The sequence below is a fragment of the Mesorhizobium sp. M7A.F.Ca.MR.245.00.0.0 genome (assembly GCF_003997415.1).
In the GTDB taxonomy this organism is placed as follows: Bacteria; Pseudomonadota; Alphaproteobacteria; order Rhizobiales; family Rhizobiaceae; genus Mesorhizobium.
This window is the reverse complement of sequence record NZ_RZTE01000012.1, coordinates 54,973-76,286: the sequence shown is the minus strand read 5'-3', so window position 1 is coordinate 76,286 and position 21,314 is coordinate 54,973. Positions and strand designations below refer to the sequence as shown.

The following is a 21,314-nucleotide window of genomic DNA, read 5'->3' as shown; positions in this document are numbered from 1 at the left end:
TGGCTTGCGAGCCGCGGCAAGGTCGAGACATCAGACATGAACGCTAAACCTTGCCATCTTCCACCAATGTAGCTGCCGGACCGGCAAAGGTTCGCGCAACGCGTCCCCAGGCCGACGCAGTGAAACTCGCCAGTTGATAGGGCAGACGTGTCGACGCGTCGAACGGGCCGTCGCGATCGGCGGTCGCCCGGATCGCGTTCGGCCAGCGCTGAACAAGCTCACCTGGAAAAAGCCTCGGATCGGCGATCGCGTCGCCGAGCGGCCGCACCGCCTGTCGCGCGGCGAATGGCGCCCGCCATTCGTTGAGCACGGTCTTCGCGATCCAGCGCGGCATATCGGCGATGCGGGATGAGGTCGGGACGTGCTCAATACGGGCGCCGAGCAGATCGCCTGCAAGCTGCAAGATGCAGGCGATCCACCGCCTTACATGCGGCTCCTCGCCAAGGCACAGATCCCAGTTGAAATCGCCGGTCGCGCTCTCCAGCATCGCCGCTATGTCGGTGAGCCACAACGGCCGCCAGCCGCCGTGGCGCAGAAAATGCAGGATGGCCAGTCGCAGATGGTCCTCCAGCGCCGGCACACGCACCGTGCCACCCGAAAGCCTGACGGGGATCGAGCGCCCGTAAACGGCCGCAAGCGAAGGACAGCGATACTTCTTGAGATCCGCATGCAGGTCGACCGTTGCAGCGAGACCTGAAGACATCTCGACCTGAAAATTGTTGGGCAGGTGCACGAGGCCTTGATTGTCGTGGCGCAAGGTGCCGGAAATGTGCTGGCCGAGCAGCGCGGCGGCTTCTGCATGACGGCCGGGCGGCGCGCAAAGATCAAAATCGCCGAACGGCCGCAAATGGGGTGCGGTGTAATATCGGGCGATGGCCCAGCCCTTGAAGACCAGGGGTTCGAGCCCCGCGGCAGAAAATTCTGTGGCCAGCGCGTCGAGCGATTCGCCCTTGACCAATGCCTGGATGGCGAAATGGTGATGGGCATTGCGCAATTCGGACGCGCCTTCGGCTGCTTTCAACGCCGCATCGCGCGACATGCTGCGCCACACGAAACCCGCTGTGCCCGACCCGATCAGCAACGGCGCCAATCGCGACAACTGTTCGGCTGCAATGGCCGGCGGGGGCGGTTCCTCGCGCCATGTGCCAGCAAGAACCGTTGCCAGCAAAGCGCCGTCATGGAGGCGAGGGCTGGAGTTCTTCTGCGAAACGATCATCGAAGCCGGTTCTTGGAGGGGCGCCCGCTTGCCTTTCCATGCAATGCAGGTTCTATTAGTATTACTTTATACAGGGGGAACATCCATGCAACTGCCAAAGAGCCGTACGCAGGATATCGTCGTTCGCAAGCTGACGGACGAAACGCTTGTTTATGATCGCAAAACTCTTCAGGCGAGCTGTCTGAATTCTTTGGCCGCCGAGGTCTGGGAACGTTGCGACGGAGAGACTTCGGTTGTGGCCATCGCGGCGTCGATTTCATCCGGTCGCGACGAACCTGTCGAGGAGAGTGCGGTCTGGGCCGTACTGGAGCGACTGAGCGGCTCCAACCTCCTGGAGCATCCCATTGCCGCCCCGACCTTTGTTGATGGCAGAACAAGCCGAAGGGGAGCCTTGAGGGCGATCGGTCTCGGCACGGCCGCTGCGATTCCTGCGGTGACGACTATTATGCTGCCGTCAATGGCAGAAGCAGCCTCCTGCGTTCCAAGCGGCGGACCCTGCGATCTGAACAACCTGGCGCCTGCTGTTCACTGACCTGCGTCAATCATCAGGACGGCCCCACCTGCCAATAGCGGAAGAGGCGCAGCGGGCATTTGCCCTTGTCACTGCACCGGCACGTTCTCCTTGAAAATCAGCCGCGGTTCGATGAACTTCTTGGTCAGATAGGGCGCTGCCGACGCGATCGAGCCGAGCAGGCGGATGACCGACTGCTCCGCGATCAGCCGCGCATTCTGGTCGATAACGACATCGAGCAGGTCGTCGACGAGATGACCGCGCGTGTCCTTGGTCAGATCGTGGCAGATGAACACCGGCTTGCGGTTCGGCCTGGCCTCGCGGATCGCCTTTGCAACGCCCGAATGTCCAGCTCCGACGCAATAGATGCCAAGCAGTTCCGGCTCGTCGTGCAGCGCCTTCATGGTCTCGGTGTAGCTGGCATCGGGCTCGTCGTTGACCTCGACGGCGCTGCTGACGGTCAGATTGGGAAACTCCTCACTGAGCACCGAGCGGAAACCCATCTCGCGTTCCTCGTGGCCACGATAGGAACGTGAGCCGACGACCATCGCCAGATGGCCGGTGCGGCCGCCAAGGAAGCGTCCCATCAGCAGCGCCGCCGTTCGTCCGGCCACCCGGTTGTCGATGCCGACATAGGCCGCGCGCGGTGCCGCCGGAACATCGGACACCAGCGTCACCAGGCGCATGCCGGCATCGACGATGTCGCGCAGGATGTTGCGCGTACGCGGATGATCGACGGCGATCACGCCGACGCCATTGGCCCTGAGCGACAGGTTTTCGACAGCGCTGTGCAGCGCGTTCGGCGAGATACCGGCGAGGTTGTGGATCCGGCACGAGGCGACAAGCGGCAGGCGCGCGGCGTAGTCTTCGATATGCCCGGCGAGATCGCGCATGAAGGCATTGCTGCCGATCGGCAGCAGGAATTCAAGGTGGGCGGGCCGCGAGGGTAGCGTTACCTGATCGGCGACCGGCAGATAGCCGAGCTGCTTGGCCGCCTCCATGACGCGCTGGCGGTTGGCCGCACTCGCACCCGGCCGGTTGTTGAGCACCCGGTCGACCGTTGCGGTCGATAGCCCGCAGCTACGAGCGATATCGGAGACAGTGGCTTTCATGCCGTAACCCACAGCCCGCAGTTGCGTGCGGTATCCGAAACTGTGGCTTTCATGCTGCAATCCTGTTCGCCATGCGATGGCGCGTCAGACAAGCGATGCGATCTGAGGTGACGGGTGATTGACGCCCATCACCATTCTCAGTGCGATGGCTTGCCATCGGCGATGGCATCGCGGATCTCCTTGTCCGACATGCCGGTGATGATCCGTTCGACCTCCGCCACGCTGGTCTTCTTGGGGTCTATGTCGTCAGCAACCACCTTGCCGCGGCGCATGACAACGATGCGGTCGACCACCTGGAAGACATGGTGGATGTTGTGGGCGATGAAAATGCAGGAATGGCCGGAATCGCGGGCGCTGCGCACGAAGCTCAGCACACCCTGTGTTTCGGCGACGCCGAGATTGTTGGTCGGCTCGTCGAGGATGATCAGGTCGCTGTCGAAATGCATGGCGCGCGCGATCGCCACCGCCTGGCGCTCGCCGCCGGAGAGCGAGCCGATCGGCGTCGTCGGCGGGATGTTCTTCGAGATGCCGACCTGCTTGAGCAAGTCGCGAGCAACCGTGTTCATCGCGTCCTGGTCCATCCGGTTGAGGAAGCGCGGCGGCTTGATCGGCTCGCGCCCGAGGAACAGATTGCGGGCGATCGACAGTTGCGTGACCAGTGCGGAGTCCTGGTAGATCGTCTCAATGCCGTGGGCGATGGCGTCGCTGGTGCTGCGCAGGCTCACCTTCTTGCCGCGGATGAAGATATCGCCGCTGGTCAGCGGAACGGCACCCGAGAGCACCTTGATCAGCGTCGACTTGCCGGCGCCATTGTCGCCGAGCAAGCCGACGATCTCCCGTTCATTGACATGGAAATTGGCATCCTCCAGCGCCTGCACACGGCCGTAGGACTTGCGGATGTTCGTCATGCGGATCAGTGGCTCGGCCATGATTCAAGTCCCCGCCTGGTGCCGGCGTTCCAGCCATGAATGCAGGGCCATCATGCCGAGGATGATGGCACCGATGAAGATGTTGTAGGCAAGACCGGGCACGCCGATCAGCACAATGCCGTTGCGCATCACGCGCAGGATCAGGATGCCGAGCACGGTGCCGATGATCGTGCCGCGCCCGCCGGTCAGCGCGGTTCCGCCGATCACCACCATGGCGATGACTTCCAACTCATAGCCAGTGCCGCTGTTGGGGTTGGCGGCGGAAGTGCGCAGCGAAGAGATGACGCCGGCAAGCGAGGCCATGACCGACGACAGCACGAACAGGCCGATCTTGACGCCGCTGACATTGACGCCGCGCGCCCTTGCAGCACTCGGGTTGCCGCCGGCCGCCTGGATCCAGTTGCCGGTGCGGCTTTGCGTCAGCACATAGCCGAGCCCGATCGCCGCGGCGATGAACCAGAACAGCGACATGTAGATGCGGAACGGGCCGATGAAGAAATCGCCGACCAGCACTTCCGCCAGCCAGCTGCCTTCCGCGGTCCAGGTGCGCTGCGGAAAACCATCGGTGACGAAAAGAGCGGTGCCGCGCACCACCAGCAGCATGCCGAGCGTCACCAGGAAGGACGGGATCTTGAGCTGCGTCACGAACCAGCCATTGACCAGCCCGATGAAGGCGGCGACCAGCAGCGCGGCGACAAAGCCGACCTCGAGCGAGGTCAGGCCGCTGTTGAACAGGGTCCACATCAAGACCGGCGAGAAGCCGAATAGGGAACCGACCGAGAGGTCGAACTCGCCCGACGTCATCAACAGCGTCATCGCCAGCGCGATCAGGCCGAGCTCGACCGTGAAGGCCAGCGTGTTGGAGATGTTCTGCGGCGACAGGAAGTCGTGGTTGAAACTCCAGAAAACGGCGATCTCGACGACGAGCAGCACGAAAGGGCCGAATTCCGGCCGTGCGATCAGGCGTTGGACGAGCGAATGATTTTCCACAGGCAATCCGCGACATGAGTGGAAGGCTGAGCGTTGCACATCGCGTGCGAAGGGCTCGGCGAAATGGAGAGCCAGTCGCGGCCGTTGGGCGGCCGCGACTGCTAGGATTGGATGTTACTTGCCGGACAGGATGTCGTCGTAGATTTGCGCGGTGTCTTTTTCGTAGAGCGCGCCGGTGATGACGTTGAAGCCCGGAGGAATGCCGCCGGCGGCCATATTGGCCAGCGAAAGCGCGACATAGCTGGTCGCCTGCGGGTCCTGCCACTGGCCGGCATTGACGTAGCCGTTCAGCACTTCCTGGGTGGTGTCGAGCGAGTTGCCCCAGCCGACAACCGGGATTTCGCCCGGCTTGATGCCGACTTGGTCGAACACCCGCTTGATCGAGCCGGTGACGAGATCGCCGAGGCCGATGATCGCCTTGACCTTGGCCTTGTTGGCGGTGAGGTAATCGACCATGCGATTGATCACTTCAGCCTGATCAAGCGTGGCTTCCGTGATTTCATAGGTGATGCCGAGCGGCTCGAAGACGCTCTTGATGCCTTCTTCTTCCTGCACGCCATAGGTGGCGCCGGGGATTTCGACCGGCATCCAGACGAAGTCGCCTTTCTTCACCAGGCCTTTGTCGACCAGATACTGCGCCCAATGCTTGCCGAAGGTGACATTGTCGCCGCCGACATAGGCGTTGAAGTCGGCCTTCGGATCAGGCGTGTTGAAATTGATGATCGGCACTTTCGCCGCACGCGCTTCCTTGACGATCTCGATCAGGCTGCCCGGATCGGGGCTCGTCGTGACGATACCGTCGGCCTTGGCGGAGAGGGCGGCGCGAACCGCTTCCTGCTGCGAGGCGACATCGCCATTGTGGAACGAGGTGTTGACGGTGTTGCCGGTGTCCTTGGCCCATTGCTTGGCGCCGGCCAGGAAATAGGTCCAGACCGGATCGGCCGGACCGCCGTGCGAAATCCAGTAGAACGTCTTGGCCTGTGCCGCTGCTGGTACCACCATCAGCGCCACCAACAGGCCGTATAGAACGAGTCTTAGCCGTGTCAGCATTTGATTTCCTCCCGTTTGTAGATCGTCAGTTCAAAATCCGTCCCTTGTTCCGCGTCTTTTTGCCAGCGCCGGTTGAAGGCGTCAGAGCATCCCCTTTTTCGACGGATGGCAAGCCTCCATCTGCCAAGCCTCCATCTGCAGGTGTAGTGGGCGCCTGACGGGGCGTCATCAGCGGTCCCATCAGATTGCATCAGCTGAGGTGATTTTCCGACTGTCGGATAATTGGCGTGATTGTTTAGGGTCGCGCGAACGCGGCCTGCGCCGACAAGGGTCACGCCGGCGACCATCCTACGCCCACGGGACCAGGTCCGCAGCGCTTGGCAGGGCGTCGACGACACCAGTTGCTAGATCAGATCGGCTCTGGCCAGCTCCCGCATCAGACGGCTGGCGCCATAGGTCCAGTGCGGACAGTCGGGCGAGAGCCGCACCCGGTTGACCAGCGCACCGAATTTCTCCGACGAGATGGTGACGATGTCGCCGACCTTGTGGGTAAATCCCTTGCCCTTCTCGCCGCGATCCTTGGACGGAACGAACATGGTACCGAGATAGAGCGCCAGCCCGTCCGGATACTGGTGGTGCGGCCCCATGGCCGCGGCGACCAGTTCCTCCGGCGAGCGGCTGATCTCGGCCATCGAGCTTGCGCCCTCCAGCGAGAACCCGTCCTCGCCCTCGACTTTCAGGTGCACGACGGCGCGCTTGACGTCATCGATGGAGAATTTGTCGTCGAACAGGCGGATGAAGGGGCCGAGTGAGGCCGAGGCATTGTTGTCCTTGGCCTTGCCGAGCAGCAGCGCCGAACGCCCTTCGACGTCGCGCAGATTGACGTCGTTGCCGATAGTGGCGCCGACGATCCGGCCGCTGGAGGCGGCGATCATGGCGATCTCGGGTTCCGGATTGTTCCAGGTCGACACCGGGTGCAGCCCGACATCGGCGCCGAAGCCCACCGAGGCCATCGGCTGGCACTTGGTGAAGATCTCGGCATCGGGGCCGATGCCCACTTCCAGATATTGCGACCAGGCGCCGCGCGAAATCAGCTTGGCCTTGATCTCCATCGCTTCGGGCGAACCGGGCTTCAGCTTCGACAGATCGTGGCCGATCAGTCCTGCGATGTCGGCGCGGATGGCATCGGCTTTTTCAGCCGAACCGCGCGCCTGTTCCTCGATCACCCGTTCCAGCAGGCTGACGACGAAGGTGACGCCCGATGCCTTGACCGCCTGCAGGTCGACCGGTGAGAGCAGGTAGGGTTTTGCTGGATCGCGCGCGGTTTCAAAACTGTTGGCGGCGATGTCATCGAGCGATCCGATCGGTCTGCCCTCGGCCGATCGGACATGCCCAGCCGGGTCAGCCATCTCGCAAAGGTCGCGCATGGTTGGTGCCGCACGCGAGGTGATGTCGAAGACCGTGCCATCGCGCACCGCGACGACCAGCGGGTATGCGGCATCGCTGCTTCTGGCGCGTCCGACAAAAAGGCCCTCTGTGGGCAGGTGGGTCGGGTTCGTCATAGCGCTCTGTCCTCTGAGTGATCGACAATGTGGCGAAGTGATCGTCAATGTGGGTTGGCCGGATCGGCGCGGCACTTTCACCGGATTCCCGTCAAAGGTCTATCCCGTCGCGGGCGATCGGAACTCTGGGTCTCCGATCGTCTTCGGCGGCAGTCCACAGACGAAAGCCAGGGCGCTCTTTCAAAATTGTGAAATTCTGACTAGGATTTTCACCAATCGCAGCGCAGTCAGGTGACCTTTGGCGACAGCATTCTCCGATCCGATCTGGCGCAAGCCACAGACAGCTTCCACGTTTCAATCGCTTCCCAATGGCGAACGTGTCGATCTCGCCATCGTTGGCGGTGGCATCATGGGCTTGTCGACCGCCTTGCATGCCGCCCGGCTTGGCCTGTCGGTGCAGGTGCTGGACGCCGGCGAGATCGGCCAGGGCGCATCGGGCTTGAATGGCGGTCAGGTCATTCCCGGCCTGAAATACGATCCGGAATGGCTGCTGGAGCATTTTGGCCCGGAGCGCGGCGAGGCGCTCGTCAATTTCGCGGCGTCGACCGCCGATGCGGTGTTCGAGCTGATCCGCGACGAGAAGCTGGCGGTGCCGTTCGTCCGCAATGGCTGGATCCAGGCGGCGCACACCGAGGCCGCGCTGAAGGCGGCGGCGAACCGCGACCGGCAATGGCACGCGCGTGGTGCCGACGTCCGGTTGCTCGATGCAGCGGAGATCGCGGCCAAGACCGGTGCACAGGGCTATCTCGGCGGCTGGCTCGACCGCCGCGCCGGTGTCATCGATCCGCTTGCCTACACGTTGGAATTTGCCCGGGTCGCGACCGCGGCTGGAGTGAGGATAGCCGGACACCAGAAGGTGGTTCGGCTAGACAAAAGCGCCGGCGTTTGGCGTGTTTCAACTGAAAACGGGGTGCAATTGCAGGCAAAGGCGGTCGTGCTGGCGACAAACGCCTATACGGACGGTCTGATCCCCGGTCTCGCTCAGACGATCGTGCCGCTGCATTCCTTTCAGATCGCCACAGCGCCGCTGTCGCCCGATCTGGCGGCCACGATCCTGCCGGAAGGGCAGGCGGTGTCGGACTCCAGGCGCATCCTCGTCTACTACCGCAAGAGCGCCGACGGCCGGCTGGTGCTTGGCGGCCGGGGTCGCATGGCGTTGCCGACGAGCGCCAGCGACTGGGCGCATCTCGAGCGGGCGCTGCGGCGGCTCTATCCCGTGCTGTCCGGTGTCGCCATCGAGAAGCGCTGGTTCGGCCGCGTGGCGATGACGCCGGACCATCTGCCGCACATCCATGAGCCGGAGCAGGGCCTGCTGGCCGTGGCCGGCTGCCAGGGTCGTGGTGTCGGCCTGATGACCGCGCTTGGCGAGCGCATCGCCGGCTATCTCCAAAATGGCGACGCCAGGCAATTGCCTTTCCCGGTCTCGCCGATCCGGCCGATCCCGTTTCACGCCTTCCGCCAGGTCGGCGTCGCCGCGACCATCGCCTGGTACCGGCTGCTCGATGCGTTGGAGCGCTGACCCGGGCGCTTCATCTCCTTGGGGTTCTGTTAGGGGATTCTACTTGACAGTTTCATGAATATGAAAAACTCTAAGCCAATTTCAAATTCCGATAGGCAGGTCGATGTCGACCCTAGTTGCAACATCAGCGCCAGAGGCCCGGTCTTCTCAGGGCTTCCGGTTCGCCATGTTGCTGCCGGGCGCTCTTGTCACCTTCCTGCTGATCCTGTTTTCCCTCGGCCTCGTGCTTTTCCTCGCCTTCCGCGGCAATGACGGCTCGCTGCTCGGCGCCGGCTTCACCGTGGCGAATTTTGTCACTGTGGTGTCCGATCCGCTGTACTGGACGGTGACGCTGCGCTCGCTGATCATTGCCGCTCTGGTCACGCTGGCGACCGTCGTCACCGCTTATCCCGTCGCCTACTACCTTGCCTTCCACGCCGGCCGGCGGCGCGGCCTGCTGCTGTTCCTGGTGACGCTGCCATTCTGGACCAGCTATCTCCTGCGCGTCTTCGCCTGGAAGATCGTGCTCGCCTACAATGGCGTTTTGAACTCGGCGCTGATCGAAAGCGGTATCTGGTCCGAGCCGACATTGGCCTTTCTCAACACGCCGGCCGCCGTCGTCGTCACGCTGGCGCACGCCTATGCGCCTTTCGCCATCCTGCCGATCTACGTGGCGCTGGACACCATCCCGAAATCGCTGATCGAGGCCGCTTCGGACCTCGGCGCGCGGCCATTCACCTCGTTCCGCCGTGTCGTGCTGCCCAATTCGATGCCGGGCGTGCTGGCAGCCGCGCTTGTCGTCTTCGTGCCGACGGTCGGTGACTATGTCACGCCGGCGCTCGTCGGCGGCCCGGCCAGCACCATGATCGGCACGCTGATCCAGGCGCAATTCGGCAAGGCCAATGACTGGCCGTTTGGCGCCGCACTCTCCGTCGCCGTCATGCTGGTCATCCTGTGCGTGGTGCTGGTCGCGCGTTTCGCCGACCGCAGATTTGGCAGCCGCACATGAGCACTGCACGCGCGCAGGGAGGCGGCCGCTGGCTCGGCGTCTACGTCGTCGCCTATCTGGTCTTTCTCTATCTGCCAGTGCTGCTGATCCCGCTGTTTTCCTTCAACAACTCGATCCAGGCAGCGTTTCCGCTGCAAGGCTTCACCTTGCAATGGTACGCGACACTGTTCGGCAATTCGGCGCTGACCGGTGCACTCTTGAACAGCCTCGTCATCGGCGCCATTGCCGCCACGGGCGCGACGCTGTGCGGCATCACCGTATCCTACATGGACCTCTATGGCCGCTCGCCGCTGGCCGCCACCATCAGCGCCATCGCAAGGCTGCCGATCCTGATCCCCGGCGTCATTGTCGGCATATCGCTGCTGATCCTCATCAACCTCATTGGTCTGGGGCCATCGCGCATCGCCATCGTCCTCGGCCACATATTAGTCGCGCTGCCGACGACCGTGGTGATCATGCGCAGCCGCTTCGCCGCCATCCCGAAAACCATTCGCGAGGCGGCGCTCGATCTCGGCGCCTCCGACTGGACGACGTTCCGGCGGGTCATGCTGCCGCTCAGCCTGCCGGCCATCATTTCGGCCTTCATGCTGGCCTTCCTGATCTCCTTCGACGAATTCATCGTGGTCTTCTTCCTCGCCGGCACCGAGCCGACGCTGCCGCTCTACATCTGGAGCCAGCTGCGTTTTCCAAAGTCGCTGCCGACGGTGATGGCGCTGGGCACGTCGATCCTGGCTGTGTCCTTCGTCATCGCTGCAGCAGCTGAAATCCTGCGCCATCGCGGCCTGTCCGCCACGGCGCCAAAGCCCGCGGATCCATCACAACCAAAACAAACCAAGAGAGGAGAACTGCAATGGCATTCGACCTGAAATCGATCTCTGCAAAGACTGTTTGCGCTGGATTGACGGCGTTCGCGCTGGCGCTGTCGTCGACCGTCGCTTTCGCCGGCGACAAGCTGCAATATTTCACCTGGTCGGGCTATGAACTGCCCGATTTCAACAAGAGCTTCCTCGCCGCGCATCCCGATGGCGTCGAGGCCTCCATCTTCGGTGACGACGATGACGCCTTCACCAAGGTCAAGGCCGGCTTCCGCCCCGACATCGCGCATCCCTGTTATGACAAGGTGGCGCGCTGGAACAAGGAAGGCCTGCTGCAACCGATCGACACCGAGCGCATCAAGAACTGGGATTCGATCTTCCCGGTGTTCAAGAACCTGCCCGACCTGCAGGCCGGCGACGGCAAGGTCTGGATGGTGCCATGGGACTGGGGCAACACCTCGATCCTCTACCGCACCGATCTGGTGAAGAACCCGGAAGCGAGCTGGAACCTTCTGTGGGACAAGCAGTATGCCGGCCGCATGGCGACGATCGACGCCGTGCACGACACGCCGGTCGTTGCCGCACTGCTGGCCGGCGTCGATCCGTTCGACATGACACCGGAGCAAATGGACAAGGTGGCCGAGAAGCTGCGCGAGCAGCGCCCGCTGCTCTCCAACTACACCACCGACATGACCTCGGTGGAACAGGCGCTGGCCAGCGGCCAATTGGTCGCCGCCATGACCTGGAATGCGTCCGCCACGTCGCTGAAGAAGCAGGGCGTGCCGGTCGAGTTCATGAAGCCGAAGGAGGGCATGCTGACCTGGGCCTGCGGCTTCGTCATGCTCAAGGACGCCAAGAATGTCGATCTCGCCTATGACTTCATCAACAGCCGGCTGGATGCCGACTCCGGCAAATACCTGATCCAGGCCTATGGCTACGGCAGCTCGCTGAGCTCCGCTTTTGCCACCGTGCCGAAGGCGGAATTGGAGAAATTGCAGCTGCCATCCGATCCCGAGGTGTTGCTGAAGACCACCATCTTCACCGGGCCGATGAAACAGAATGACGACCTCGCCAAGATGTTCGAAAAGGTCAAGGCAGGGGGATAGAGCTCCCCCTTCTCCCCTTGCGGGAGAAGGTGTCGCCGAAGGCGACGGATGAGGGGTGTTTCAGGGAACGCTAACGTTTCACTTCGCTGGAACACCCCTCATCCGTCTCGGCGCTGCGCGCCGATCCACCTTCTCCCACAAGGGGAGAAGGTAAAACACGAGGACGAATTGATGGACATGCTGGACGAACCGGCTGAGAAGCCGAAGGACGACGCCGATGTGCGGGTCGGCCGGCGCGTGCGGGCGCTGCGGCTGGAGCGCAATCTGTCACTGGCCGATCTTGCGGCAAAAGCCGGTGTGTCGATCGGGGCACTGAGCCAGATCGAGCGCGGTATGTCCTCACTGCGCGTCAAGGTGATCTGGCCGCTCGCCGCCGCCCTCGACATCGAGCCGTCGGCGCTGATCGCCGACGGCAACGATGCCGTCAGCGATCTCTATTGTGTGCGTGCCGACAAGCGGCGGCAGATCCCGGTGAAATCGGAAGGCATTGCCAAGGCGCTGCTGTCGCCCCCGGGCGCGACGCTGACCGGCATGCTGGTGACGGTGGAAGCCAGCGGCGGCACGGCCGAGGCCTATGCCCATGCCGGCCATGAATTCGGCTTCGTGCTGGCCGGCGAGGTCGAACTGGTGGTGGATTCGACAAATTACGTGCTGAAGGCCGGCGACAGTTTTGCGTTCAAGAGCACGCTTTTGCATGCCTTCCGCAATCCGGGCGCCGAGCGTTGCCAGATCCTCTGGGTCAACACCACGAAGCCGTCCGAGGTTCGCGATGGCGCCTGATCCACTTGTGCGGCTGCAGGCGGTCTCGAAGATTTTTCCTGGGGGCATCGTCGGGCTCGACGCCGTCGATCTCGACATTATCAGCGGCGAGTTTGTCACGCTGCTCGGGCCGTCGGGTTGCGGCAAGACCACCAGCCTGCGCGTCATCGCCGGTTTCGAAAGCCCGTCGAGCGGCAAGGTGTTGCTCGATGGTCGCGATATCACGGCCCTTCGGCCGTTCGACCGGCCGGTCAACACCGTGTTCCAGGACTATGCGCTGTTCCCGCACATGAATGTCGCCGAAAATGTCGGCTTCGGTCTGTCGCTGCGCAAACTGTCTGGATCTGAGCAGGCAAAGCGCACCGGCGAAGCCCTCGACATGGTCGGTCTCGCCGACAAGCTTGGCGCCCGCGTCTCCGAACTGTCGGGCGGCCAGCGCCAGCGCGTCGCGCTGGCGCGTGCCATCGTCTGCGAACCACGCGTGCTGCTGCTCGACGAGCCGCTGTCGGCGCTCGATGCGCATCTGCGCGAACAGATGCAGGTTGAACTGAAGCGGCTGCAGTCGCGGCTCGGCACCACCTTCGTCATGGTCACCCACGACCAGACCGAAGCGCTGTCGATTTCCGACCGCATCGTCGTCATGAACAAGGGCCGCATCGAGCAGATCGCGCCGCCGGCCACCCTTTACGACCGGCCCGCCACGAAGTTTGTGGCGAGCTTCATCGGCACCATGAATCTCCTGCAATCGCGCTTCGTCGGCCGAGACGGCGATCGCCTGCGCTTCGCCGCCGGCGCCCTGCCGCTGGAGGCTATTTCTGAAACTAGCGAGGCACCTGCCGAGGGCGCCACCCGCACCATCGGCGTGCGTCCGGAGGATTTGCTGGCGATGACCGAGGCTGCGCCCGGCACCGCACCGGCGCGCGTCAACAGCGTCGTCTTTCACGGCCGCACGCTGCGCCTGCATGCCGAGCTCGGGCAGGGCGCGCCTGTTGTCATCGATGCACCGCGCCAGGCCGAGGGTTCCCAATTCAGCGTCGGAGACGTGGCGCATATCAGCCTGCGCCGTGGTGCCAACTGCCCGGTGCTACCAGGTTAGTTTCAGCTACGTTAAAAACCGAAGCATCCGTTCGCGCCGCTCCGTGGCTACAAGCACTACGCCGATTGGGCGACCAACTTCGAGGTCAAGGGCATCATCGGCTACGGGCCGTCGTCGCCCTGACTATGTGGACCTGTCAGCCGGCTGTGAACAAAAGACCGTGGAACTAAGTAGGAATTGACTCGCCGGGGAATATATTCCTAGTTTGGCCGATGCCGGAATTGAGCAGCCGACCGCGCCGAAATGTGCAGACCCTGTGCCTTGCGCACGAAGTCGGGCAACTCATTCGTGTTCGATGCCGGCACTGCAACATCACTCGGCACTATCTGCCCGGTGACCTTGCAAAGCTAGTCGGTGACATTCCCTTTTGGGACGTCGAACGGCATATGCGGTGCGAGCGCTGCAAGCTTCGCGAGCTTGATGCCAATATAGTTTTGCCGAGCGCCGCCGAGCGTTTGAAAATTCGTGTCAGACGTCTTGTCGAAATCCGTATGGTGCGCCGGGTAATCTGGCGAGACGACGACTGAGGAGAGCCGATTCCGGGCTAGAACAGAGACCCTTGGGCCGGCGCCTGTGGTGGAAACTTGATCTGTGTGGCTGGCTTCTCAACTATAACCAACGCATCGTCCGGCGCTGTCCTCTGCAAATGCCGTGCTTCTGACCATGGTGATGTCAGCCAAGCTTCGGTCTCTTCCGGAGTGGTCAGGATTACTGGCATAGCCTTCTCATGGATCGGCGCTATGAGGGCGTTAGGCTTGGTTGTCATGAAGGCGTACAACTCGAAGTCGCCAGGACCATCCTTGACCTTTCGCACGCCCTGCCAACGAGTCCAGAACCCAGCGAAGAAGAACAGCGGTAGGCTCTCGTCACGCGCAAACCAGTAGTTGCGTTGGATGCCAGTTTCGGGGTCTTTGTCGTTCGGGGTAGGGCTAGGTTCGGCAAAGCTGGTTACCGGCACGACGCATCTATGCTCGACGCCGACATACTGCTGCCAATGCGAATATTGCGGATTGCGCACGTTAGTGGTGCCGTAGTCCGCCTTGCCTTTCATGCGATCTGGCGGCGTCGGCAAACCCCAAAGCAGTTTCGCCAACTCACGCTCCCCGTCCGCCGTGTTGCGAACGACTAGGCCGGGCTGGTTGGGATAGACGTCAAGCGAAGGCTCAAGGTTGCCGCTGATATCGCGCATTGTGCGTGTCCATTGGCGGACCGCCTCTTGCGTCGTGGTAATATTGTAGAGGTTGCACATTCACCTAGAATTGCGGAATTGGCTTGTGTCCGCAACCTGATGTGCGGGAGCGCGGTCCGCGCGATATCATCATCCTGACACGTATTGTCAGCTACCGCACGGTCCGACGATAGCAGGCCAGCATGCCGTTCCCTACGCTTGCAGTGCATCTGAACAGGAGGAACACAAATGACCATCGCGGAAATTGCCAAGGATTTCACCGAGCTGCTCAAGCAGGGCGATAACGAAGCTGCTGCCGAGAAGTACAATGCCGATGATATCGTCAGTCTCGAAGCCATGGCGGGGCCAATGGCCATCTCCCATGGCAAGGAGGCTCTCAAGCAGAAGGGCCAGTGGTGGCAGGAGAACAACGAAGTGCATGGCGGCTCGGTCGAGGGCCCCTATGTCAACGGAGACCAGTTCGCGGTGCGCTTCAAGTTCGACATAACGCCCAAGGCTACCGGCGAGCGAGTCACCATGGATGAAGTTGGCCTCTACACGGTCAAAAACGGCAAGATCACCGAAGAGCGCTTCTATTATTGAGGCCGTGAAATACCATCGGCTTGCGGGAGCTCGATCTCGTCGCTGGAGGTTGAAAAATAAGCATGGCGGCCGGGACGATGTCCCAGGCCGCCATGTGAGAGGCTCAAATGGTCTTCACGTACTGCGCAAGCTGGTCGGCCACCGTGCCCCAGCCGTCGAAGAAGCCCATCTCTTCATGGTTGTTGCGGATCGCCTCGTCGCGATGGATGGCGGTGGCGGTGTAGCGCGTGCCCTTGCCGTCCGGCTGCAAGGAAATGACAGCGGTGATGAAGGGTTCCCCTGACGGCCGGTAACCCGGCAACAATGCATCCGTCCACACCAGCCGCTCGTTCGGCACGATTTCGAGATAGCAGCAATGGCGGTCGTTGACCTCGGTTCCGTCGGGCGACTGCATGCGCGTGCGGAACAGCCCGCCCGGCCTGAGGTCGATCTCGCAGTCGGTGATCATCCAAGGCCTAGGCGTGAACCATTGCTTGACATGCTCAGGCGTCGTCAAGGCGCGCCACAGCAATTCGCGCGGCGCATCGATGACGCGCTCGAGCACGAGGTCCAGTCTGGGATCCGGCTTGAGGGGATAGCTCATTTTTCTGTCTCCTTGAGGGTCATCACATAAGCGTCGAACTGGTCGAGGCGACGCTCCCAAAGCGTGCGCTGTTCGGCCAGCCAGTTTTCGGCTAGCTTCAGCGGCTCGGGTGCCAGTTGATAGGTCCTGACCCGGCCGGTCTTTTGCGAGCGCACCAGCCCGCAACCTTCGAGGATTTTGAGATGTTCGATGAAGGAGGGCAGGGCCATGTCGAACGGTTGGGCAAGCTCGCTGACCGAGGCAGGGCTGCGGTTCAGCCGCTCCACCACGCGTCGCCGCGTTGGATCGGACAGTGCGCGAAAGATGCCGTCGATCGGCGGAGGGCTCGGAGTTGTGGTCTGAAGGCTTGTCATTGGTTGGTCCTGAGGCGCTGTCAAAATACTTAGGGAAATTCCTTAGTGTTGGCAAGGGCAAAACCGAAGGCCTGCCGGGGCAGCGCTGGCAAAGCGCGCAGAGCGTCCTTAATCTGCGATCAGATTCGAAATCGGAAGGGCCACTGTTTTGACGATCACTATCTACGGCATCACCACCTGCGACATGGTCAAGAAGGCGCGCGTCTGGCTGGAGGGCCATGACGTAGCCTACCGGTTTCACGATTTCAGGGCAGAGGGGCTGGACGCCAAGCGGCTGGATGGCTGGGCCGGCAAGGTCGGCTGGGAAAAGCTGCTCAACAAGGCGAGCACGACGTTCCGCGAACTGGCGGACAAGGACAAGCAGGGCCTTGATGACAAGAAGGCCAAGGCGCTGATGCTGGCCAAGCCGACCGTGATCAAGCGACCGGTGCTGGAGGTTGGGGATCGGGTGCTGGTTGGATTCAAGGCTGATGTTTATGAAGCGGTGGTGAAGTAGGGCAGCGCATACACCTCACTTCGTCATCCTATGGCGAAGCAAGGAGCGGAGCGACGCAGCGCAGACCATAGGATCCATGCCGTGATCTATCCGTGTTGCAACGGTGCAGATTCTGCTCCGCTGCGCCTTTCGACTGAGGCCGCGGCATGGATCCTCGGGTCAAGCCCGAGGATGACGAAGGTCTGGCTAACGATGGCTAATTGTGAGCGCTTGCGCTGAGATACCCCGCCAGCGCCACCGCATTGTTATGCGCTTCATCATGCGCGCCATAGAGCAGCGTCACCTTGCTGTGGCTGATCAAGCCTCGCAATTCACTCACCGCCTCGCCGTTCCCGTCCAGCTCAGCGCGATACCGCTCCTGAAACTCCGCCCAGCGCGCCGGCTCGTGGCCGAACCATTTTCGCAGCTCTTCGCTTGGTGCAATCTCCTTCAGCCACAGCGCCAGCGCGGCGTCTTGCTTGCTGACGCCGCGCGGCCAGATGCGGTCGACCAGAACCCGCTGCCCGTCATCGGGAGCGGGTGGCTCGTAGATACGCTTGACCACCAGATCGAAGGCCATCGGACCGCTCCGCAAAGCGGGTCAGGTCCACTCGCCTTTGCGCATGACGGGCACGCGGGCGCCGTCCTTGTGGACACCGTCGATGTCGATCTTGTCCGAGCCGATCATCCAGTCGATGTGGATGAAGCTCTTGTTGCCGCCGCGCGCCGCGATCTCGTCCTGGCTGAGCGAGGCGCCGTCGACGAAGCACTTCGAATAGCACTGGCCGAGCGCGATATGGCAGGCGGCGTTCTCGTCGAACAGCGTGTTGAAGAACAACAGCCCGCTTGCCGAGATCGGCGAGGAATGCGGCACCAGCGCCACTTCGCCGAGGCGGCGCGCGCCCTCATCTGTATCGAGCACCTTCTTCAGCACATCCTCGCCCTTCGATGCCTTGGCCTCGACGATCCTGCCTTCTTCGAAACGCACCGAAATGTCGTCGATCAGCGTGCCCTGGTAGGACAGCGGCTTGGTCGAGGAGACATGACCCTCGACCCGCCTTGCATGCGGCGTGGTGAAGACTTCCTCGGTCGGGATGTTGGGGTTGCAGGTGATGCCGTTCTTGGCGGTCGAGGCGCCGCCCATCCATTCATGGCCGTCCGCCAGTCCAACCGTCAGGTCGGTGCCGGGTCCGGTAAAGTGCAGCGCATGGAAATTATGGCCGTTGAGCCATTCGGTGCGGCTGCGAAGCGCCGCGTTGTGCGCCTTCCAATTGCCGATCGGGTCCTCAACATCGACCCGCGAAGCGGCGAAGATGGCATCGGCGAGCTTCACGACCGCAACATCGTCGGCATCGCCGGGGAAGACCTGTTTGGCCCAGGCGAGGTCCGGATAGGCGACGATGTTCCAGTTGATGTCGAAGCCGGTGATCTTTTCCAGCGCCGGCTGGTAGGCCATCGAATTCGCCTTGTTGGCGCGCGCCACTTTCGCCGGATCCTGTGCGGAGAGCAGCGACGGATCCTCGCCGCGTACGGCAAGCCTGGCCGCATTGTTGGCAAAGGCATTCGCCATGCCTTCATAAAGCCAGCCGGCGGCGCGGTCGAAGCTCGCATCGGCGCCGAAGCGGTAGCGGGCCAGCGTCATCTCGTCATCGTTGAAGATCGGCGTCACCAGCCCGGCGCCGGCCTTGTAGGCATGTTCGACGATCCGCCTGGTCAGCGGCAGTGCCGCGATGGACGACGTCAGCACCAGATCCTGCCCCGGCTGCAATTCCAGTCCGACCTTGATGGCGACTTCCGCCAGCCTGTCGAGCTTCACCGGGTCGATCGATGCGGAAACGCCGCGCGAATGTGTGGTCATGATCCTGCCTGTCGTAGTTTGATGTCCGACCCTACATAGCTCGGTGCCTCCGTCCTTTCCACCGCGATCGCGCCAGCGGGCTTTGCGTCCGCGGACCCAAACCGCGCCATCGTTGCCTCGATCTCTTCCCTGATCCAGGCCTTGAAGTCCCGGACCTTGCGGCTTTCGGCCTTGGTGCTGGAGGTCACCAGCCAATAGCCGAGCCCGCTCTGGGCGCGGATTCCGAAAGGCGCCACCAGCCGCCCGTCGGCCAGCGCGTCGGCGGCGAGCAGTTGCCAGCCCAGCATCACGCCATGACCGGCAATCGCCGATTCCAGGCACAGCATCGGGTCGGTGAAACGCGCACCTTTCAGGAAGGTGACAGGTGGAACACCGGCCGTCTCGAACCAGCTTTCCCAGTTGATCATCGCCCGCTCGTCGGTGATCGCGCAGGTCTGGGCCAGGTCCTCGATCGACTTCAGTTTTTGGGCGATCGCCGGCGCGCAGACCGGGAAGACTTCCTGCGCCAAGAGCAGTTCCGCCCGCCCGCCAGGCCATTTGCCGTCGCCAAGCCGGATGGCGATGTCGATGTCCGAGTGATCGAGATTGGCCAGCCGCACCGAAGCGTCGATGCGCAGCAGCACGTTGGGATGCCGGTCGAAGTGGCGAGATAGTCTGGGCAACAGCCACTTCGAGGCAAAGGCCGGCGCCACCGAAACCACCAATGTGCATTGCGTCGCCTCGTCGGCCAGGGCCACGGCCTGGGAAAGCTCACGAAATCCAGCACCGAGGCGGGCCGCGAAGACGGCGCCGAATTCGGTCAGCACCAGACCGCTCGCCGTTCGCTCGAACAGCGCCTGGCCGAGCTGTTTTTCGGTACGGCTGATCTGCTGGCTGACGGCGCTGACGGAAACGTTGAGCTCACCGGCCGCCGCCGCCAGCGATCCGAGACGGGCAACGGTTTCGACGGCGCGGAGGCCGTTGAGATGGACGCGGTTGAGCATGGCCATTGAGTTTTTCTAAACTGATCCGACTGAAATCTCAATTGAAAGGCATATCGAAACGGCAGATTTTGTCGGGAGAGACAGACCTGTGGAGCCGGAAATGTTAGGGATTTTGTCGTCGTCGCTGAAGGTCTTTTTCACTGCGAGCAGGCCGTATGAGCCGCGCCCGGACGGCGAGGCGCAGAGATGGCTGATCGATCCGCTTTCGCATCCGGTGCTGAACACCATGTCGGAGCGCGAACTGGGCGATGTGCCGTTCAGGCTGACGGCACGGCGGACAGTGCACGAGACGGCTCCGCTACGCGCCGGTTGCCGCTGCTGAGCAGGCGCCAAGCGTTCGGCTTGGGGAAAGTCGAGGCGAGCACCGCGTCCCGCGCACGCACTGGCCCAACAGATGGCGATTGTTTCAGCGACCCCTGCACTTATTGTGCAGTGCAATGACATCGGCCACCTCGACAGCGCTGCGTTTCGCCCTCGCCGGCATGATGGCCATGGCTGTCGCCATGGGCATCGGCCGTTTCGTCTACACGCCGATCCTGCCCGGCATGATGCAGGAACTGCATCTGTCGCCGGCCGATGCCGGCTGGATCGCCTCGGCCAACTATCTCGGCTACCTCGTCGGCGCGTTGGCAGCGGCGGGCGGCTGGGCGCATGGGCGCGAGCGCCTGCTGATGCTGGCGGGGCTTGGCGCCAGTGCGGTCCTTGCCGCGCTGATGGGGCTGACCGAAGCGATGGCGGCCTTTCTCGCCATCCGCTTTCTGGCCGGTCTGGCCAGCGCCTTCGTCATGGTGTTCATGGCCAGCGTCGTTTTCAGCCATATCGCGGCTGCCGGTCGCAACGACCTGCAGGCCTGGCATTTCGGCGGCGTCGGGCTCGGCATAGCGGCATCGGCGGCGATGATGGCGGTGCTGGTCGCCGAGCATTCGGGCTGGGCGGCAGGTTGGCTGTGGTCGGCGGCGATTTCGGCCTGCGGTTTCGTCCTCGTCGCTCTGTTGGTCAATGAGGGTCCGCTCGGCAACGGCGAAGTCCCCCGCGAGCCGGCACTGCGGATGGACCGGTCGTTGGTCAAGGTCATCATCGCCTACGGCCTGTTCGGCTTTGGCTATGTGGTGACGGCGACATTCCTGGTCGCCATCGTCCGGCAAGGCGGCGGCAGCCGCATCTTCGAGGCCATGGTGTGGATGGTCGCCGGTCTTGCGGGCTTTCCCTCGGTCTGGTTCTGGCAGAAGATCGCGGCGCGGACCGGCCTCTATGCCGCCTATGCGCTGGCGTGCTTCATCGAAGTTGCCGGCGTCACCGCCAGCGTCGCCATCGGCGGCGCCACCGGGCCGCTGCTTGCCGGCGTGCTGCTCGGCGGCACCTTCATTGCCATCACCGCCTTTGGCCTGCAGGCCGCCCGGCAGCAGGCGCCAAGCGCGCCGCGCCGGATATTCGCCCTGATGACGGCTGCGTTCGGCCTTGGCCAGATCATCGGGCCGGTCGCCGCCGGGTTTCTGGCGCAAATGTCCGGCGATTTCTTCCTCGCCTCGATCACAGCCGCAATCGTGCTGGTCGTCTCCGGCGCCATCACATGGTCGGCTGCGCCAAAATCGCCATGATTGTGAGCTTGCTGTGCCGGGCATCGGGCACAGGCATTTTCTTTCCCACTAATGTGTGACTTTATGCCCGCTGCCGTCAGCTGATTTGCGCCTAGATCGA

The 21,314-nt window shown here is 62.8% G+C and carries 23 protein-coding genes; 11 read left to right on the top strand and 12 right to left on the bottom strand.

Annotated elements, in window-relative coordinates; genetic code table 11:
* Nucleotides 1-43 precede the first annotated feature (43 nt).
* Nucleotides 44-1,216, bottom strand: coding sequence for a nucleotidyltransferase family protein (locus EOB80_RS15175; protein WP_127328466.1), 1,173 nt, complete (start codon nt 1,214-1,216; stop codon nt 44-46).
* Between the two features lie 85 nt (nt 1,217-1,301).
* Here EOB80_RS15175 and EOB80_RS15170 point away from each other — a divergent pair, with 85 nt between their 5' ends.
* Nucleotides 1,302-1,748, top strand: a complete 447-nt coding sequence (locus tag EOB80_RS15170; protein ID WP_127328465.1) for a PqqD family protein — start codon at nt 1,302-1,304, stop codon at nt 1,746-1,748.
* A 68-nt stretch (nt 1,749-1,816) separates the two neighbouring features.
* On the opposite strand, the gene EOB80_RS15165 is transcribed toward EOB80_RS15170, so the two are convergent.
* From EOB80_RS15165 to EOB80_RS15145, 5 genes are all read right to left on the bottom strand, one after another.
* A complete protein-coding gene (locus tag EOB80_RS15165; protein WP_127328464.1) occupies nt 1,817-2,839 on the bottom strand; it encodes a LacI family DNA-binding transcriptional regulator in 1,023 nt (340 codons plus the stop codon).
* Nucleotides 2,840-2,976: 137 nt separating this feature from the next.
* The gene (locus EOB80_RS15160) at nt 2,977-3,768 is read right to left on the bottom strand and encodes an ATP-binding cassette domain-containing protein (RefSeq protein WP_127328463.1); all 792 of its coding nucleotides are present in this window, start codon (nt 3,766-3,768) and stop codon (nt 2,977-2,979) included.
* 3 nt (nt 3,769-3,771) lie between these two features.
* On the bottom strand, nt 3,772-4,758 hold the full coding sequence (locus EOB80_RS15155; protein ID WP_127269325.1) for an ABC transporter permease: 987 nt from the start codon (nt 4,756-4,758) through the stop codon (nt 3,772-3,774).
* A gap of 114 nt (nt 4,759-4,872) precedes the next feature.
* Nucleotides 4,873-5,808 carry a substrate-binding domain-containing protein gene (locus EOB80_RS15150; RefSeq protein WP_013532868.1) on the bottom strand — a complete coding sequence of 312 codons (936 nt, stop codon included), beginning with the start codon at nt 5,806-5,808 and terminating at the stop codon, nt 4,873-4,875.
* 344 nt (nt 5,809-6,152) lie between these two features.
* Nucleotides 6,153-7,310, bottom strand: coding sequence for a fumarylacetoacetate hydrolase family protein (locus EOB80_RS15145; protein ID WP_127328462.1), 1,158 nt, complete (start codon nt 7,308-7,310; stop codon nt 6,153-6,155).
* Between the two features lie 238 nt (nt 7,311-7,548).
* Here EOB80_RS15145 and EOB80_RS15140 point away from each other — a divergent pair, with 238 nt between their 5' ends.
* The 6 genes from EOB80_RS15140 to EOB80_RS15110 all read left to right on the top strand — a co-directional run bounded on the left by EOB80_RS15140 (nt 7,549) and on the right by EOB80_RS15110 (nt 13,593).
* The gene (locus EOB80_RS15140; RefSeq protein WP_127328461.1) at nt 7,549-8,829 is read left to right on the top strand and encodes an FAD-dependent oxidoreductase; all 1,281 of its coding nucleotides are present in this window, start codon (nt 7,549-7,551) and stop codon (nt 8,827-8,829) included.
* Between the two features lie 103 nt (nt 8,830-8,932).
* Nucleotides 8,933-9,817, top strand: a complete 885-nt coding sequence (locus EOB80_RS15135; RefSeq protein WP_127328460.1) for an ABC transporter permease — start codon at nt 8,933-8,935, stop codon at nt 9,815-9,817.
* On the top strand, nt 9,814-10,683 hold the full coding sequence (locus EOB80_RS15130; RefSeq protein WP_127328459.1) for an ABC transporter permease: 870 nt from the start codon (nt 9,814-9,816) through the stop codon (nt 10,681-10,683). Before EOB80_RS15135 ends, EOB80_RS15130 begins: the two co-directional genes overlap by 4 nt.
* Nucleotides 10,668-11,738 carry an ABC transporter substrate-binding protein gene (locus EOB80_RS15125; RefSeq protein WP_127328458.1) on the top strand — a complete coding sequence of 357 codons (1,071 nt, stop codon included), beginning with the start codon at nt 10,668-10,670 and terminating at the stop codon, nt 11,736-11,738. The genes EOB80_RS15130 and EOB80_RS15125 overlap by 16 nt, the downstream gene beginning before the upstream one ends.
* A gap of 171 nt (nt 11,739-11,909) precedes the next feature.
* Nucleotides 11,910-12,518 carry a cupin domain-containing protein gene (locus EOB80_RS15115; RefSeq protein ID WP_127328457.1) on the top strand — a complete coding sequence of 203 codons (609 nt, stop codon included), beginning with the start codon at nt 11,910-11,912 and terminating at the stop codon, nt 12,516-12,518.
* Entirely contained in the window at nt 12,508-13,593 is a 1,086-nt protein-coding gene (locus tag EOB80_RS15110) for an ABC transporter ATP-binding protein (RefSeq protein WP_127328456.1), read from the top strand. The genes EOB80_RS15115 and EOB80_RS15110 overlap by 11 nt, the downstream gene beginning before the upstream one ends.
* Before the next feature lie 544 nt (nt 13,594-14,137).
* On the opposite strand, the gene EOB80_RS15100 is transcribed toward EOB80_RS15110, so the two are convergent.
* A complete protein-coding gene (locus tag EOB80_RS15100; RefSeq protein WP_127328454.1) occupies nt 14,138-14,842 on the bottom strand; it encodes an SOS response-associated peptidase in 705 nt (234 codons plus the stop codon).
* A 168-nt stretch (nt 14,843-15,010) separates the two neighbouring features.
* Between EOB80_RS15100 and EOB80_RS15095 the strand changes: the two genes are divergently transcribed.
* A complete protein-coding gene (locus tag EOB80_RS15095; protein ID WP_127270215.1) occupies nt 15,011-15,364 on the top strand; it encodes a nuclear transport factor 2 family protein in 354 nt (117 codons plus the stop codon).
* 103 nt (nt 15,365-15,467) lie between these two features.
* On the opposite strand, the gene EOB80_RS15090 is transcribed toward EOB80_RS15095, so the two are convergent.
* The gene (locus tag EOB80_RS15090; protein WP_127328453.1) at nt 15,468-15,947 is read right to left on the bottom strand and encodes an SRPBCC family protein; all 480 of its coding nucleotides are present in this window, start codon (nt 15,945-15,947) and stop codon (nt 15,468-15,470) included.
* A complete protein-coding gene (locus tag EOB80_RS15085) occupies nt 15,944-16,300 on the bottom strand; it encodes a metalloregulator ArsR/SmtB family transcription factor (protein WP_127270295.1) in 357 nt (118 codons plus the stop codon). Before EOB80_RS15085 ends, EOB80_RS15090 begins: the two co-directional genes overlap by 4 nt.
* Before the next feature lie 148 nt (nt 16,301-16,448).
* On the opposite strand from EOB80_RS15085, the gene EOB80_RS15080 reads away from it, so the two are divergent.
* The gene (locus EOB80_RS15080; protein ID WP_127328452.1) at nt 16,449-16,796 is read left to right on the top strand and encodes an ArsC family reductase; all 348 of its coding nucleotides are present in this window, start codon (nt 16,449-16,451) and stop codon (nt 16,794-16,796) included.
* A gap of 196 nt (nt 16,797-16,992) precedes the next feature.
* Here the strand turns inward: EOB80_RS15080 and EOB80_RS15075 are convergent, their stop codons facing one another.
* From EOB80_RS15075 to EOB80_RS15065, 3 genes are read right to left on the bottom strand one after another with little or no spacing between them, the layout of a single operon-like run.
* Nucleotides 16,993-17,355, bottom strand: a complete 363-nt coding sequence (locus tag EOB80_RS15075) for a DUF488 domain-containing protein (RefSeq protein ID WP_127328451.1) — start codon at nt 17,353-17,355, stop codon at nt 16,993-16,995.
* Between the two features lie 21 nt (nt 17,356-17,376).
* Nucleotides 17,377-18,633: an aminopeptidase gene (locus EOB80_RS15070; RefSeq protein WP_127328450.1), complete on the bottom strand. Its 1,257-nt coding sequence runs from the start codon at nt 18,631-18,633 to the stop codon at nt 17,377-17,379.
* Nucleotides 18,630-19,622 (bottom strand): LysR substrate-binding domain-containing protein, encoded by a 993-nt coding sequence (locus EOB80_RS15065; protein WP_127328449.1) that lies wholly within the window; start codon nt 19,620-19,622, stop codon nt 18,630-18,632. The genes EOB80_RS15070 and EOB80_RS15065 overlap by 4 nt, the downstream gene beginning before the upstream one ends.
* A gap of 94 nt (nt 19,623-19,716) precedes the next feature.
* On the opposite strand from EOB80_RS15065, the gene EOB80_RS15060 reads away from it, so the two are divergent.
* On the top strand, nt 19,717-19,938 hold the full coding sequence (locus EOB80_RS15060; protein ID WP_127328448.1) for a hypothetical protein: 222 nt from the start codon (nt 19,717-19,719) through the stop codon (nt 19,936-19,938).
* A gap of 115 nt (nt 19,939-20,053) precedes the next feature.
* On the top strand, nt 20,054-21,214 hold the full coding sequence (locus tag EOB80_RS15055; protein WP_127328447.1) for a YbfB/YjiJ family MFS transporter: 1,161 nt from the start codon (nt 20,054-20,056) through the stop codon (nt 21,212-21,214).
* The last annotated feature ends 100 nt before the right edge of the window (nt 21,215-21,314 follow it).